The following is a 16,471-nucleotide window of genomic DNA, read 5'->3' on the forward strand; positions in this document are numbered from 1 at the left end:
CCATTGAAGAAACTGGGGAAGAGTCGCCACGCGGGCGAATCGATTCACATTAAGCGCTTTACGCGTGGTACGTCGAACGAACTCTCGTTTAGCGTCCTGGATGCACGCGGCGATGCCGTTGCCGCGCAGGAAGAGGTAGCGCGCAGGAAGAAGAAGCGCGTGGCGCTTCGAGGCGTGCAGTGGTTCATGGCGTTTGCCGCCATTGCCGTGGTTGCCATCCTGTTCGTGAGCTATATGCGCACGCTGGCGCAGCAAGAGGAGAAGATGCGCTCGAGCGTGGGCGAGGCCATTGGTTACATTCAGCAGTCCGACGAGGACATCGTGGCTATGGACCAGCTGCTGGGGCAGGAAGTCAACGATGACGTCGTTTCCCAGATGAAGGACCTGCTCGAAAAGCTTCCTTCCTCGAATTCCCTGCTTGACCGCGCAACGAACAAGGCAACCGAAGTGCTGAACGGCGATGATAACTCCGGTGGCGTGGAAATGGCCACGCGCGCGCAGGAATCCGCCCAGGCGCGCAAGACGCTCGTGCGGGCGGGAAGCGACCTGCTTGATGCTGCCGTTTCCGCTGAAGAGGCCATCGATGACATGAACGAGGCTTGGGAAGCCCTGAAAATGGGACACGAGAAGTCGGTTGCCGCTGCTGAACTGGTGAAAGACACCACGGAAGAGAACGTGACCGCTTCGATGGCGCTGAGCAAGGAAGCCATCGACTATTACCAGCAGGCGCTGCTGTCCATTTCCGCCGCATCGAAGCTCGTGCCTTCGGCTGACCTGCAGGCTTATCTGAATTACGCGAATACTGCTCTTTCCGCAGAACAGGAAGCCGTGGAAAGCGATGAGGCTATCTTGCTTCAGGATAAATCGACGGCTGAGAACCATAACGACTCGGCGAACACGTACACCAATGCCGCATCGCGCATTGCGGAGACGTTCCCCAGCAGTCCCTCGCAGCCCATCATCGATGCGTATAACCAGGACACTCAGCAATTGTGGAGCGATTACGAACAGGCGCGTTCCACTGCCGCGCAAGCCGATGCGTACTTGCGCGATTATTTGAGGAATGCCTGATACATAGCGTATACTTACTATAAATATGCCCATTTGGGCATTGTGTTTACATGATCGGAAGGCGCATACATGTCTCAGATGTTGGACGATATAGCGTATCTATCTCAGGAAATAGGTCCTCGACCTGCGGGAACTGAAGAAGAACACCAAGCTGCGGAATACATTGCCGAGCGCTTCGAAAAGGGCGCTGGGCTTCGTGCTTCCATCGAGGAATTCTCGTGCTGCTCGCAGCCTGGGCTGTTGAACGCTATCTTCTTCGGCCTTGCTGCCGTCGTGAGCATCCTGGGTGTCTTCATCAACGCGGTACGCGTTCCCGCCCTCATTGTGTCGGTTCTATGCCTGGCGCTCTTTGCGCTGGAGGTGTTCAACATTCCGGTTCTTTCTCGCGTGATGAACCGCGGCGTAAGCCAAAACGTCATCGCACGCTATAAGCCCGAAACGCAGAATGCTCGCGGTCGTCGTCGCAAGGTCATTCTGGTTGCCAACTACGATAGCGACAAGATGCGTGCCGAGCTTTCCAGCGGTCTTATGGGCGTGTTCCCGCTGGCCCAGAAAGCATCGTGGGTGGGCCTTGCAGCTCTGCCCGTGCTGTGGGTCATTCGCATTCTTGCCCCTGCGGCTGGTGTATTCTTCGGCGTCCTCATTGCCATCGCGTCCATTTGCGCAGCTATTCAGCTTGCGCTGTTCGTTATTCACCGCACGGCTACCTACAACGAAGCGGCCAACAACAATGCCGCTGGCGTAGCCGCCCTTATCGAGATTGCGCGCATCGCCAACTTCGGTCGTGAGGTCGACCAGGGCGAAGAGAGCGCAGCTGGCGTTCAGATTGAAGGTGAGGAAGCCGCTCGCGAGGCGGGCGTCATCCCCGAAGGTGCCACCGTTTCGTACGAGCTGGGCGATAACGCCATTGCCGACCAGGCGACGGGTGCCATGCGTCCCGTTCAGGTTGCCACGCACGACATTGCCGACGAGCTTGCGCAGGTGGGCTACGTTGCGGAAGACCAGCTCACCGAAGATGACGTTGCCCTCATGCGCGAGGAAACCAAGGCCATCTTCACGGGCGAAGCGCCCCTGCCCGCAGCTCCCGCGCCTGTTCAGAGCGAGGAAGAAGCTCCGGCTGAAGATGCCGAGGGCCAGGAAGAGGCCGAGCAGCCCAAGGAAGACAACATTCCCGATTGGTTCAAGTCTGCCCAGGCAAAGGCGAAGAGCTCCGATCGCAAGGGTAAGCCGATTCGCCGTTCTCGCTATGCCGATGCGCTCGACGCCGCCGTGAAGGAGAGCAGCGTTCATTTTGAGGAGGCCAACAAGGTCATCCATCAGGAAGCCGAATCGCGCGATGCTCTTCGTGCCGCTTCCAGCATCGTGGAAGTTGCCGCGCCTGCCCAGGGCGAGGAAAGCGATGCCGAGGCCACGCGCGAACGCGCTGCTCGTGCTCGTGCCGACTTGCGTGCCCGTGCCGAAGCGCGTCTTGCTGCGCGTCAGCGTGCTCATGAGCAGGCTGAACAGGAAGAGCTTGCTTCGCAGGAAGCCCTGCGCGAAGAAGAGACCGCTGCCGTTGTGGAGCAGATCGATGGTGCTGCCCAGGCTGAAACCGTGCAGCCTGTGGTGCGCCGCGACGAGGCGGATTCCGGTTCCACTACTGCTATGGAGCCCATTGACGTGTCGAGCCTGCGTGCCCAGGTTGCCCAGAATGATGACTCCGATCCGCGCGTAGCGCGTCTTCAGGCGCGTCCCTCTCGCGATATCCAGCATGCCGAGCGCGTTTCGAACGATCGCGTCGTGTATGACGAGACGCAGAACGAGGAGCTCGTCGACTTCTCTCAGATTCCCGAGCCGAAGGGTGCCGAGCAGGCACCGGTTCGCCGTCGTCCCAGCGTGCATCAGGAGGCCGTCACGCCGCGCGTTACGCTGCCGGAGGTTCTTCCCACCGACGCTCCCGCGCTGCCCTCTCTGGACGAGCTGAAGCAGCATGCGCCCTTGGCCGATGCAACCGAGGCCCCTGTTCGCACCAGCGGTAACCCCGAGCTTTCTGCGCGTATCCCGCGTATCGACTTGGGTGGCGATGCCGATATGGCCGACAACAAGCGCGCCGCCCTTCGTAATACGCTGCCTTCCCTTAGTGGCACCATTTCCGCTGTGAAGCCCGAACCCGAAGAAGAGCGCCATTCTACGGTGAGCGTTGCGGGTTCCTTCGCCGCTTCGGGCGCTACCAGCGCATTCAACCCGGTAGGCGACGAACTGGTTGCCGATGTCGACCCGAATGAGCTCTACATCGACGACGTCGATGATTCTGCGTACGATTCTGACGCCACCGCTACGGGTGCGTGGGCTGGCCCTGGCTACATGGAGATGCCTTCCAAGAAGGGCTTCTTCGGTAGGCTCTTCGGCAAGAAGAAGCGCCACGAGGTTGCTCCGAGCGCTTCCGAATGGATTGGCGTCGACGAGAATTTCAATCCCACCGAGGTGGGCGCTGCCCGCGGTAGCTGGGAAAGCTTCCAGGAGGGGAGCGACTACGAGCGTGCTCAGCAGGCCGCACATGATGGCTACGACGATTACGCTTACGATGACTACTACGATGAGGAAGAATACGGCGACAACCCCGGCACCACGCAGCGCTGGAATGGTGGCGCTTTCTCCCGTGCGCGCGCGGCAGCCGAACACCTTGGCTCTCGTGGCGCAGGCGAGGAAGAGGATGCGGTAGAAGAGCGTCCGCGTTTCCGCGCCCAGCCGCTTTCCGCGGAGTTTTCCGAAGTTGCCGGCTTGGCCGCGGCCATGTCGGGTGATTCCGGCCGCATTCCCACGCAGTCGGAGGAAATGCAGGAGATCTACGAGTTGCAGGACGACGGCTTGAACGTTGAAGTGTGGTTCGTTGCGCTTGGCTCCGAGTATAGTGGCAACGGCGGCATGAAGGCCTTTATCCAGGCGCACGAGAAGGACCTGCGCGGTTCCGTCATCGTGAACGTCGAGGCTCTGGGCGCCGGCAAGCTGTCCATGGTTCTTTCCGAAGGCGAGGTCCGCACGAAGAAGGCCTCTTCCCGCATGAAGCACTGCGCTCGTTCCGCCAACCAGGCTTCCGGCATGAAGATTGCCGAAACGGCCATCGACTGGCGCGAAAGCGCGGCATCCGTTGCCATGGCCAACGGCCTGCAGGGTGTTACCATCGCCGGCATGGACGAGAAGAAGCCCGCATTCATGGGCCAGGGCGACGATGTGTGGGAGACCATCAGCGAGGATAAGCTCCAGCAAAACGCCGAATACGTGCTGAACTTTATAAAGAACATCTGAAAAAAGGCCCAAAGTAGTGCTGTATAGGCGCTATTTCAGGGGATGTTCCGAATAAAGGTTATAATGGCACGCGTTGTTTTAGCACCCCTGGGGTGCGAAGGTATGAGAAGGCGTTAAGCCTGTAGACACAGAATTGAGGTTACTCATGGCAATCGAAGCATATTGCATGAAGTGCAAGGCGAAGAAGATCATGAAGGATCCGGTTGAGAGCACCACGAAGAACGGCAAGCCGATCACCAAGGGCAAGTGCCCCGATTGCGGTACCACGATCTGCCGCATTGGCTCCACCAAGTAAATTCGCATTCTGCGATCTCAAGCGGCCTTCGGGCCGCTTTTGTTATGCCCTCGTTCGGCAGCGTGTTGGGAAAACGTGGTTGCATGCGGGATACGCGGAATGCCCCGCTCGTTACGCGCCAACTGTGCTAGAATTCCTTCACATGCGGGTGTCGCCAAGTGGTAAGGCACAAGCTTCCCAAGCTTGCATTCGCGGGTTCGAATCCCGTCACCCGCTCCATATCGAACGTAAGCGTCTGCCTTCGGGTGGACGCTTTTCTTTTGTCCCGGCGCCTGGTCGGGGTTGCCAATTCGTGCACCCACTACGCTGCTCACTTGTTGTTTGCTCCTGAACGGAGCAAACAACATCGTTCGTGCGCTGCGTTCGTTCATGCATTTAACGGTTGCTTGGCTGAGCCAAGCAACTAAATAACTGGTGTTCACAGTGCACTAATTGGCAACCCCGACCAGGCGCTTGTCGTAAAGGGTCGCGGCGAAGGCAGACGCTTGCGTTCGCTTGCCGTGGGTGACGGGGTTCGAGCCTGCGGCAAGCTGGGTAAGTAGGCTGTGCTGAAATCGGTTTATACTTCTAAATGATAGTAAAAGGGAGTTCATCAAAGGGGACGAAATGATTAAGAGGGTACTATCGGTTTTATTTACGCTCGCGTTGTCTGTAGCTGCGATTGGATGCGTTTCGGGATCATCTAATTCGGTTCAGTCAGATAGCCAGCAGAAGGAGGATGTTATCGCTACACCAGAAGACAACAAAGGAACTGACACCTCGTCTTCGGGTTCTTCCTTGTTTGCTGCGGATGAATGGCCCCAGAATGCAGTAACGGAAGGGTTCCCAGTTCCTCACTTCTCTGTAGCAATGGAGTCGTTGTCTACAAGTGATTATTCTGTACAAGCCAGTTGGAAAAATGTGTCTGAAAGCGAAGTTTCGGCATACGTGGATGAGATAAAGCAGGCGGGCTATACGTATGAGGCTAACGAGACAAAAGCTTCAGATATGTATAGCTATAACGCTTGGAACAGGGCGGACATATCGGATGGGTCTGCTGTGATCATTACGTATACCAATGAGGGGACTTTCGATTTAAACGTGACCAACTACGCAATCATGTAAACGGTTTATACACTCAAAGCGCAAGGGGTGCGGGAGCGTGGCGGCGCGCGAAGATATTGCATGAGGCATGGTGCTTGGATGAGTGCAGGCGAGTGTTTCACGGGAAACGGTGTTGCAGGTTGGCTTGATGGTGGCAAGTGGGGAAGGGTGCACCTGGGGCCGCCCGCCTTTCGGGGCACTCTGAAAGCAAAAAATGAAGCTGCTTGGCTTAGCCAAGCAGCCATTTAAATGCATGAAGCAGCGCAGCGCATGAACGATGGTTTGCGCCCCCGTTGAGGGGCGCAAACCGAGCGAACAGCGGAGCGGTGCCCGAAAGGCGGGCGGCCCCAGGTGCACGGGGCATGGAATTGAAATCCTTCAGGTCAGGCAGTGCTACGATGTTTCCCGTGAAACATTCGACTGCAGGGCAGATGGGAGCGCCATGGCGCGGGAAGCATTTATCTTTGATTGCGACGGCACGATTCTGGACACGTTGCCCGATTTGGTGCTCCTCACGAACGCCACGCTCAAGGAGTTCGGCCTTCCGCAGCATACGTCAAAGGACATCCTTAGCTTCGTAGGTCATGGTGCCCGCGCGCTTATCGACCAGGCGGTGCCGAATAGTACGCCCGAAGAGAAGCGCATTGCGGTGTTCAATCGCTGGAAGGAACTGTACCCAACGTTTGGCTTCGAGGAGACCATCCCCTTCAAGGGCATGCCTTCGACGATCGAAACTCTCAAACGCACGGGGGTCAAAGTCGCTGTGCTCAGTAACAAGTTCGATGCCGCAACGAAGGAAGTCACGGAACGCTACTACCCGGGCGTCTTCGACGCCATTCATGGCGAATGCCCCGACTATCCGCGTAAGCCCGATCCCACGGGCCTTCTGAAGACCATCGCCGAGCTGGGCACCATTCCCGAGAAGACGGTGTACGTGGGCGATTCGCCCGTCGATATCGAGGTTTCGAAGGCAGCAGGCGTGCTTGCTGCGGGAGTGTCGTGGGGCTACAACCCCGAGCCCGTGCTGGTTTCCGCGGGTGCCGATGTCATCGTTCACGCTCCCGAAAACCTGTTGGGATTGCTTTCCCGATAGTGTCCACCCATCGTCTTTTGCGTTTATCCTCACAGGCACCTATGGCACCCCCGATAGGGCGCTATCAATGCTAGAATGGGTGAACGGTGGTTCGAGCGATAGGGGCGTTCTTCATGGCAATAATCTACACGTACGCATTGCCTTTGGGTGCGGACATCGTAGATGCGTTTTGCCAGCTCCAAAAGGGTTTCACCGATCAATTCGTCTACTACGAGAAAAGCGGGCCCGCTCGCCTGTTCGGCTTGGGGCGTTGCATTGCGCTCTGCTCCGCAAACGACGTGGAGTACGTGGTAGAAGGCTCTGAAGACATTCCGCCGTACCTGTTCACGTACCAGCGCTTCGATGCGGAAAACCCCGCACCGGCTGACGAGATGTTTTCGTCGTTCCCGCGCCTGCGCTTCCTGGTTCCCGAAGTCGTTCTGGTGCAGAACGAGTCGGGTACGTATCTGCAGGTAAACAGCTTGGGTCCCGTGTACGAGGGGCGCGTGCAGCGATTCCTCCGCCAGGCGCAGTCTGCGCCCGCGCGTACGCGTCGCACCATTCCGTATACCCTGGGAAGCGATTCGCGCAGCGATTGGCATCGCGAAATGGAGCAAACGCTGGCCGCCATCGATTCCGGTCGCGTTTCGAAGGCCGTACTCTCGCGCCGTTTGCCCCTGCATGCCAGTGAGCCGTTTTCCAGCAAAGATCTGCTCGTGAACCTCATCGACGGCAGCGCGCGCGGAACGGTGTTCTTGTATCGCTATGGCGACGTGTTCTTCTGCGGCTGCACGCCCGAGCTGCTTGTTCGCAAGCAGGGAACCCGCATCCAGAGCGAATGCCTGGCGGGCACCATTGGGGTGGGCTCTTCGGAGGAGGAGCGCAAGGCCCTGGCAGACGAGCTTTTGTCCGACGACAAGAATCGTCGCGAGCATGCATTCGTGGTCGACTTCATCCGCTCGGTTGTCGAGCGAAACTGCCACGACGTGGAAATTCCTGCTGCGCCCATCATCAAGCCGCTGCAGCATGTGCAGCATTTGCATACGCCCGTTTCGGCGCAAATGATGGAGGGGCGCAGCGTTCAGAACCTGGCAGGGCAGCTTTCGCCCACGCCAGCCCTTTCAGGCACTCCCGTGGGGGAGGCCATGATGCTTCTGCGCCAAGTTGAGCCGTACAATCGCGGCTTCTTCGGTGGTTCGGTGGGCTACGTCGACGGCGATGGCAACGGCGCGTTTTCCGTGGCCATTCGCTGTGGCGTGTTCGATGGAGAAAACGGCTATGTCTACGCAGGCTGCGGAATCGTGGCTGGTAGCGATGCCGATTCGGAATACGATGAGATAGATATGAAGTTGAAGACCATTCTTTCGGCTTTCAATGGGGAAGATAGGGACTAATGGAAGACGCAACGCAACCAATTCCAGCAAGGAAGATCTCGATTGATCAGGGCATCATCGAGGCTGCTGCAAAGGCCATCGCGCGCGAGCGTGGGCGTAGCTACACTCCGCCGGTTTCCGATGGGGCTGGCTACACCATGCCTCCCTCTACCAAGCCTCAGCAGCAGGTTCCCTTGTCGCGCCGTGAACGCGAAGTCGAAGAGGCTCGCCGCGCCGCCATGGCTGCCATGCGTCGCGCCGAGGCTACCGCTGCTGCCGTAACGGCGGCGTCGGCTGTTGCCGCGCATGCCCAGTCGAAGAGTGCGGCTCGCCCTGCCGCCGCTCAGCCTGTCGCCGAGCAGGCAGTGCCCGTGGGGCAGAAGACGGCTCCCGTGGAGCAGCCCATTGAATCCGTTATGGTCTCCGAACCCGCAGTTGCCGAACCTGCCCATCAGGAAAAGGCCGAGGGCGCGCATGCCGCCGCCGTTGTGGTCGAACGCGAAGAGCCTGCTCCCGTCGTGGAGAGCGAACCGCGCGTCGTTCCCACCGACCCCGCCGAGATCACGTCGGAATACCTGGATGCGTTCTTCTCGGAACTCGAGCGCTGCGGCGTAACCGATTACGTAATTAGCCCGGGTTCTCGTTCCACGGGCCTTGCCATGAAGGCATTCGAGCGCTTTGGCAGCGTATACGTCGATGTCGACGAGCGCGGTGCTGCGTTCTTCGCGCTCGGCTTGGCCAAGGCGAAGCGCCAGCCCGTTGCCGTGATCTGCACGAGCGGCACGGCGGTGGGCAACTGGATGCCCGCCGTGCTGGAAGCCGAGTCCAGCCGAGTGCCCCTGTTGCTGCTTTCGGGTGATCGTCCTTCGCGCCTGCAGGGTTTGGGTGCTCCGCAGACGTGCGATCAGCTGAAGATGTTCGGTGACCACGTGAAGAAATTCGTGCAGATGCCCCAGCCTTCGGCAACCGATGAGGCCCTTGCCTTCGCGCGCCAAACGGCTCTGGAGGCCTGCGTTGCCGCGCATGGTTCCGTGCCTGGTGCGGCAAGCTGCGATGGCGGCCCCGTGCATATCAACTTCCCGTTCGATGAGCCGCTGAAGCCTGCGCGCAGCAAGGGAGCCGAAAAGGTTAATCCACTTCCGCCTACCGTGGTTCCTGGTCAGGGGCTGCGTCCGGGCGATGCCCGCGGCATCTTCAAGGTGTTTCACGGCAAGCGCACCATCGCCCTGTGCGGCGAAGGCACGTGCAACAATGCCGAAGACGTGCAGGTAATGCTCGAGTTCGCGCACAAGTGCCATATCCCGCTGCTGGCCGACCCGCTGTCGGGCCTGCGTTGCGTGGACGACCCGTACGTCATCGACAACTACGATACCGTCTTCGGTGGGGAAGCCCCGCGCGTCGACGTGGTCATTCGCTTTGGCCGTTGGCCGGTTTCCAAGCGCTGCTTCACGGCGCTGCAGGAAATGAACCCTACGCAGATTGCCGTCGACATGCGCGATACGCGCGATTACTCTGCAAGCACGTCGCTGTTCGTGCATGCCCTGCCTGTGGTGTTCGCCGCTGGCATGATTGGCGTGCGCGCCAAGAGCGCGGCGAGCGTGAAGTGCGTGGAAGAGTGGATGGCCGCCAACGACGAAGCGCGCGAGCGCATCACGTCGGTGCCCAGCCGCGTGGGAGCCGACGATTTCGAAGGCGCCTACGTTGCCAAGATGATGTCGCTCATTCCCGAAGGATCGCTGCTGTTCAGCGCGAACAGCATGAGCATTCGCGCCATTGACACGTTCTACTGCAAGTCCGACAAGAATATCCGCGTGCTGTGCAACCGCGGCCTGAATGGCATCGATGGCACGCTGTCTTCCGCCATTGGCGCGGCGCAGGCGTACGAGCAGACCACCGTCCTCACGGGCGATCTGGCCTTCCTGCACGATGCGAACGCTCTGTCGCTGCAGAATGAAATGCATATTCGCGAGATTCGCCACGACGGCCCCGTGCCCTCGATCATCGTGGTGCTCTTGAACAACAACGGCGGCGCTATCTTCGACATGCTTCCGCAGAAGTCATCCGAAGACTATTTCGGCCGTCTGTTCCTTACGCCGCAGAACGTCGATTGCAAGCACCTGGCGCAGGCGTTCGGTGCGGGGTATCGCCGCGTGAGCTCGGTTCACGACTTCCGTCGCATCTACGAGAGCTTCCTGGGCGAGCCAGGTATCAACATCATCGACGTGTCGGTGCCGCTGGCTGGCGTGGAATTCCGCTACAGCCGCTACTGGTAGGTTCGATCAGCCATGTCGTTGCCCATCATTCTCCTGCATGGCTTCCTGCAGGATGCGCGCACGTGGAACAGCGTTGTCGACGTCGTTCCCGGCGGGAATGTCTATGCCATCGACTATGTGCCTGGAGCGCAGGGGTATTCGTTGCCCCAGTTGGCGGAGTCGGTGCATCGCTCCGTTATGCAGATTTGCCAGGAAAACGCGTGCGATACGGTGGTGCTCGTGGGGTATTCCATGGGCGGCCGCGTTGCGGTGGAATATGCTCGTGCGTTTCCGCAGACCTTGGCTGCGCTTGTATTGGAAAGCGCCGGCTTGGGTTGCGTGGACGAAGCCGAACGAACGTGGTTTGCCGAGCGCAACAACGCATGGGCGCAGCGCATGGAACAGGCCGAGTCTATTCAGGAAGTTGTAGACTGGTGGGAAAAGCTGCCGCTGTTTGCTACGCAGTTGGAACAGCCCGAAGAGGTGCAGCGCACTCAGCGTGCCATGCGCCTTGTGTGCGACCCTCGCGCGTTGGCTGGCCAGCTTCGCGACGGTGGCGTGCAGACCATGGCGTTGCAGGCAGATACGGTGCGCATGCTCGCGTCGTTGCCTGTGCTCGTTCGCTTTCTGGTGGGCGAGCGTGACGAGCGCTATTCGCGCATTGCCGATGTGTGCCAGGCTGCTGGCATTACAGTGACCCGTTTCGACTGCGGGCATAACGTTCATATGGAACGACCAAGTGAATTCGCCTGCGTGCTCAATGAAGCACGGGGCATGGAATAGGAAGGCAGGATATGAGCGACTTCGAGTGGAAGCGTGGTAAGGAATACCGCGAAATCATCTACGAGACGTTCGATGGCATCGCGAAGATCACCATCAACCGACCCGAGCGCCGCAACGCGTTCACGCCGCTTACCGTCAACGAAATGTACGACGCATTTACCGAAGCGCGCGACGACGCGGAAATTGGCGTCATCATCCTTACGGGTGCCAATCATGGTGGTCGTCACGAGGACGAGGCATTTTGCAGCGGTGGCGACCAGAAGATTCGCGGCAATGGCGGCTACGTGGGTGAGGATAACATCCCGCGTCTGAACGTGCTCGACCTTCAGCGCCTGATGCGCATCGTGCCCAAGCCCATCATCGCCATGGTCAACGGCTACGCCATTGGCGGCGGTCACATTCTGCACCTGCTGTGCGACTTGTCGCTGGCGGCCGATACCGCCAAGTTCGGTCAGACGGGCCCGAAGGTCGGTAGCTTCGACGCCGGTTACGGTGCTTCCTATCTGGCTGCCATCGTTGGCCAGAAGAAGGCACGCGAGATCTGGTACCTCTGCCGTCAGTACACGGCAGCCGAGGCGCTGGAAATGGGCATGGTCAACAAGGTCGTGCCGTTCGACGAGCTGGAAGCGGAAACCGTTGCCTGGGCGCGCGAGATTCTGCAGTGGAGTCCCACGGCCCTGCGCTTCATGAAGGCAAGCTTCAACGCCGCAACCGACGGCTATGCTGGCCTGGCCCAGCTTGCGGGTGATGCTACGCTGCTCTACTACACCACCGACGAGGCCAAGGAAGGCCGCGACGCGTTCAAGGAAAAGCGCAAGCCCGATTTCACGCAGTTCCCCAAGTTTCCCTAGGATCTGCCGGGTGTTTCACGTGAAATCGAATGTAGCCTAGCCATGACCGCAACCATACTGCAGCATATCGAGGACCGTATTGCCAAGTCGCCTCAAGCGCCGTGCTTTATCGACGCTTCGGCTGAATACGCCCAGGTGAATTACGTGGAAGTGCGTAGGAGCGCCGCGCGCTTGGGCATGGCGCTCGAGGCGGCCGACATTCGTCGCGGCAACGTGGTTGCCAGCGACATGGGCAATTGCCCCGCGTTTCTCTACTTGTTGCTGGCTGCGGCCTATGCCGGGTTTACCGTCGTCACGCTGAACGCTCGCCTTACGGCACAGGAAAAGGCCGAGCGTCTACGCAGTGCGGAGGCGGCGCTGCACGTAAGCGGCATGCGCGTGCTTCGCGAAGCCGACGTTCTTGGTCTTATTCAGAACGCGCATGCGGAACCGTCCCAGCTGGCACATTGGGCTCAGCGCGGAAGTGGCGCGTTCGATGGCCACGCGCGTGCGGTGGTCATGTTCACGTCGGGTACGTCGGGCAGGCCGAAGGCCGCTGAGCTTTCGTGGGCAAACCTGCAGGGTGCCGCTGCCTCGTCGAACATGCGCCTGAACGTACCGGGCGAAGGCGCGTGGCAGCTTACGCTGCCCATGTACCACGTGGGTGGTTTGGAAATTTTCATTCGCTCGCTGCTCAACGACACACCGTTCATCATGTATCGGCGTTTCGATGCCACGCAGACGCTCTGCGATGCGGCTGTGTACGGATGCACCCACGTTTCCGTGGTCGACAAGATGCTGCAGGACATGCTCGCTTCGCCGCGTGCGGAGGAAGTTCTGCCGCTGTACGAATGCATTTTGCTGGGCGGCGCCGCACCCAATAGCGTTACGCTCGAGCAGGCTGCCGCCCATGGCGCTCGCGTCTACACCAGCTATGGCATGACGGAAACGTGCAGCCATGTGGCCTCGCGCCTGTACCAGCAGGGCGATGGCCTGGCGCTCGACATCATGGCGCCGTATCAGGTGGTCATTCTTTCCGCCGATGAAAATGGCTATGGCCAGCTGGGCGTTCGTGGCCCTGGCGTGTTCAAGGGCTACCTGAATGCGCACGCTGCGTTTACCTCCGACGGTTTCTTCATCACGGGCGATCGAGCGCGTTTGGTGGATGGTCGCGTGGAAGTGGCGGAGCGCACGGGCGATATGTTCGTGTCGGGTGGCGAGAACGTCTATCCCGAAGAGATTCGCAAGAAGATGCTGCAGGTGCCGGGCGTAACCGATGCCTTCGTGTTCGGCGTGGAAGATGCCGACTGGGGTCGCCGCCCCGTTGCTTTCGCCGAAGCGCGCGAAATGGCTTACGAGCCTGGGTTCAATGCCCAGGACATGGCTGATTCCGTGCGCATTAGCCTGCAATCGCGTCTGGCGCGCATCTACATGCCGAAGCACATCGTTGTGTTGCCGGAGTTTCCGCGCACGGGCATTGGCAAGGTCAACCGCATGGCGTTGCGCATGCGCTACAACGAGCGCCTGGAAGCCGTGAAGGTTGACGTCTGGCGCGTGAAGCAGCCCCTGGTGGGCGGTGGTCAGCGAACGGCTCGTACGAAGCTGCGCGAGCGCGAGTCGCTTATCGTGCGCATTACCGACTGGGCGGGCCGCACGGGCCTGGGCGAAGACGTCGCGTTTTCCACCGACTGGTATCTACCCGAAACCATCGACGATGACCTGCCCGTTTTGGAAAAGACCATCATTCCGGTGGTTCTGAAATATACGTTCCTGCATCCCGTGGAAGTGAGCCGCGTGCTTTCTCGCGTGCCCGCTGCCCAAAAGCATCCGCTTGCGGCGGCGGCCGTGGAGTCGGCCTTCTGGGATTTGTACGGCAAGGTCATGGGGCTTTCCGTGCGCCAGCTTATCGGCGCGCGCGATTCCGTGACCGAAGAGGGCGCCGCGCTTGGCGTGCCCGAAGGCTGCGCCCCTGGTGGCGCCGTTGTGGGCATTATGGGCGAGCGCGAAACGATCGACGCTGTGCGCGATGCCCTGGCTGCAGGGTATCGCCGCGTGAAGATCAAGGTGAAGCCCGGGCACATTCGCCCGATTGTCGCCGTGCGCGAGGAATTCCCCGACCTTACGCTGCTGGCCGATGCGAACCAGAGCTTCACTGAAGATGACATGAAGGAGCTCAAGCGCCTCGATGCGTTGAACCTTGCATGCATCGAGGAACCGCTCGACCCGAAGCATGTGCCTCATGTGGGGCCAAAGGGCCTGTTCGAGCGCTTGGCCCGCTTGCAGCGCACCTTGCGCACGCCCATTGCTCTCGACGAGAGTTGGACGAACGCCAGCCAGCTCGACAGCATTCTGAAGGAGCATCGCGACTTACGTTGCGTGGTAATGAAGATAGGCAAGTTCGGCGGAGTGCAACCTGCGCTGGACTTCTACAAGCGCGCCCGCAGCATGGGCGTCACCGTATGGATGGGAGGGATGTACGACACGGGCATCAGCAAGCGCCTGCATGCGGCATTCGCCATGCTTCCTGGAATGAACATTCCCGGCGACATTTCCGACACGTCGCGTTATTTCGAGCATGACATTACCGAACCGCCCTTCGTATTGGAAAAGGGGTCGCTCGTGGTGAACCCCGTGGGTGGGGAAGCAGGCCTTGGATGCGATTTGAACATGGAGGAATTGCATAGGGTTGAGCTGTGGAGGCGCACCTATCCAAATGCTTAACCGCAGGCAAAATATACAAAACAGTAACGTTAGGTGTGGTAATCTATTCACCGTTGTGTATATCGCTGGGTAAAAGATGCGCGGCTTTTGCTTAGCCCGGTAAAGGAGTTTGCATGGCTGGTAAACCAGCTGCAGTCGACCAGACTGTCGACAATCCCCAGGGCATGGGGTTCTTCCATCTTATCACTTCCGTAATTACCCTCATTGTTGGCTCGGGCGTTTTCAGCCTGTGCAGCGATATGGCGGCGAACGGCGCCGACGGTCAGGCCATCGTGCTCGCCTGGTGCATCTCTGGCGTGGGCGTGCTGTGCCTCGTGCTCACGTTCTTCTGCCTTTCCCGCGTGAAGCCCAAGCTGAAGGGCGGCATCTACAGCTACGCCAGCGAGGGCTTCGGCCACTTCATTGGCTTTTGCAGCGCCTGGGGCTACTGGATTTCCGCCATTCTGTGCATCGTGAGCTTCAGCGCCCTGTTGTTTAGCGCGCTCGCGTACTTCTTCCCGATCTTCGAATCGGGCAACAACCTGCCTTCCATCATCGGTGCATCGTGCATCGTCTGGTTCTACACCTGGCTGGTTTCCCGTGGCGTCACGGAAGCTGCGGCCATCAACGCCGTGGTGACCATCGCCAAGATGGTGCCCATCTTCACGGCCATCATCGCCATCGTGTTCCTGGGTCATTTCCACCCCGATATATTCATGGCGAACTTCAACGTGATGACCACCGATGCCGAATCTGGTGCCATTCTAAGCAGTGGCGACAAGATTCTCTCCGCCCTTACCACCACGGTGTGGGTGTTCATCGGCATTGAATCGGCCGTGGCCATTTCCGGTCGCGCCCGCCGCGATTCCGACGTGGGCAAGGCCACCATCGTTGCATTCATCTGCGTCCTGTGCATCTATCTCATGGTGTCGCTGCTATCGCTGGGCGTTATGCCGCTCGACGAGCTGGCCGCTCTCGAGAATCCGCCGCTGGCCAACCTCATGGAATACGCCGTGGGCGAGTGGGGCGCCATCCTTATCAACTTCGGCGTGGTTCTTTCGCTTGTTGGCGCCATGCTCGGCTACGTCGTGCTTACCGCCGAAAGCCCTTTCGAGGCTGCTCAGCAGAAGGCTGGCTTCCCTTCGTTCTTCGCGAAGACGAACGAGAAGGGCTCGCCCGTTGGCACGCTGGTGCTGAACGCCTGCATCATCGAGATCTTCCTGCTCATCATGATGTTCTCCGATAACACGTATCAGTTCTTCTACGTGCTTTCTGCTGGCATGATTCTGTTGCCGTACCTGTTCAGCGCAGCGTATATGGTGAAGGTTGCCTTTAAGGAACCCGAAGCCTTCCAGGGCAAGGTAAGCGCATCGCCCGTGTTCTACGGCATCATCGGTCTGCTTGGCGTTGCGTACGCTCTGCTGCTCTGCTGGGCAACGGGCGCCGTGGGCCTTACCATCATGAGCTTCCTGTTTGCCCCCGGCATCGTGGTCTACGTTCTGTCGAAGAAGAGCCGCGGCGATGGCTATCTGCGTGGCACTGCCGACAAGATCGCCGTGGCCGTCATTCTGGTTGCCCTGGTCGTGAGCATCTACTTCCTGCTTACCGGCCAGATCGTCTGGTAGTTCATACCAAGTGGCTGGGTACCGAGGGAGGGCCCAGCCACTTCGTTTCGGTCGGCTTGGAGCCGACGAATTCTCATATCCGTGTTAGTGAAAGGAATTGGA

The 16,471-nt window shown here is 59.5% G+C and carries 11 protein-coding genes and 1 tRNA gene; all 12 read left to right on the top strand.

The window, feature by feature from the left end; all coding sequences use genetic code 11:
• The first annotated feature begins 3 nt into the window (after positions 1–3).
• The 12 genes from E7002_RS06510 (at position 4) to E7002_RS06565 (ending at position 16,369) form a co-directional block, all read left to right on the top strand.
• Positions 4–1,071: a hypothetical protein gene (locus E7002_RS06510; RefSeq protein ID WP_303728050.1), complete on the top strand. Its 1,068-nt coding sequence runs from the start codon at positions 4–6 to the stop codon at positions 1,069–1,071.
• A gap of 69 nt (positions 1,072–1,140) precedes the next feature.
• Positions 1,141–4,356, top strand: a complete 3,216-nt coding sequence (locus tag E7002_RS06515; protein ID WP_303728051.1) for a hypothetical protein — start codon at positions 1,141–1,143, stop codon at positions 4,354–4,356.
• A gap of 145 nt (positions 4,357–4,501) precedes the next feature.
• Positions 4,502–4,651 carry a DUF5679 domain-containing protein gene (locus E7002_RS06520; protein ID WP_169815824.1) on the top strand — a complete coding sequence of 50 codons (150 nt, stop codon included), beginning with the start codon at positions 4,502–4,504 and terminating at the stop codon, positions 4,649–4,651.
• A 144-nt stretch (positions 4,652–4,795) separates the two neighbouring features.
• Positions 4,796–4,870: transfer RNA gene (locus E7002_RS06525), tRNA-Gly, on the top strand.
• Between the two features lie 387 nt (positions 4,871–5,257).
• Positions 5,258–5,755 carry a hypothetical protein gene (locus E7002_RS06530; RefSeq protein ID WP_303728052.1) on the top strand — a complete coding sequence of 166 codons (498 nt, stop codon included), beginning with the start codon at positions 5,258–5,260 and terminating at the stop codon, positions 5,753–5,755.
• Between the two features lie 421 nt (positions 5,756–6,176).
• Positions 6,177–6,827, top strand: coding sequence for an HAD family hydrolase (locus E7002_RS06535; RefSeq protein WP_303728053.1), 651 nt, complete (start codon positions 6,177–6,179; stop codon positions 6,825–6,827).
• Positions 6,828–6,940: 113 nt separating this feature from the next.
• Entirely contained in the window at positions 6,941–8,200 is a 1,260-nt protein-coding gene (locus E7002_RS06540; RefSeq protein ID WP_303728054.1) for an isochorismate synthase MenF, read from the top strand.
• The gene (gene menD / locus E7002_RS06545; RefSeq protein ID WP_303728055.1) at positions 8,200–10,452 is read left to right on the top strand and encodes a 2-succinyl-5-enolpyruvyl-6-hydroxy-3-cyclohexene-1-carboxylic-acid synthase; all 2,253 of its coding nucleotides are present in this window, start codon (positions 8,200–8,202) and stop codon (positions 10,450–10,452) included. Before E7002_RS06540 ends, menD begins: the two co-directional genes overlap by 1 nt.
• A gap of 12 nt (positions 10,453–10,464) precedes the next feature.
• Positions 10,465–11,214, top strand: coding sequence for an alpha/beta fold hydrolase (locus tag E7002_RS06550; protein ID WP_303728057.1), 750 nt, complete (start codon positions 10,465–10,467; stop codon positions 11,212–11,214).
• Between the two features lie 11 nt (positions 11,215–11,225).
• Positions 11,226–12,065, top strand: coding sequence for a 1,4-dihydroxy-2-naphthoyl-CoA synthase (gene menB, locus E7002_RS06555; protein ID WP_303728058.1), 840 nt, complete (start codon positions 11,226–11,228; stop codon positions 12,063–12,065).
• A 42-nt stretch (positions 12,066–12,107) separates the two neighbouring features.
• Complete coding sequence (gene menC / locus E7002_RS06560) at positions 12,108–14,765, top strand: o-succinylbenzoate synthase (protein WP_303728059.1); 2,658 nt, start codon at positions 12,108–12,110, stop codon at positions 14,763–14,765.
• A 113-nt stretch (positions 14,766–14,878) separates the two neighbouring features.
• Positions 14,879–16,369, top strand: coding sequence for a basic amino acid/polyamine antiporter (locus E7002_RS06565; RefSeq protein ID WP_303728060.1), 1,491 nt, complete (start codon positions 14,879–14,881; stop codon positions 16,367–16,369).
• Positions 16,370–16,471 lie beyond the last annotated feature (102 nt).

Origin of the sequence: Denitrobacterium detoxificans (genome assembly GCF_015062615.1) — a bacterium.
Classification (GTDB): domain Bacteria; phylum Actinomycetota; class Coriobacteriia; order Coriobacteriales; family Eggerthellaceae; genus Denitrobacterium; species Denitrobacterium detoxificans_A.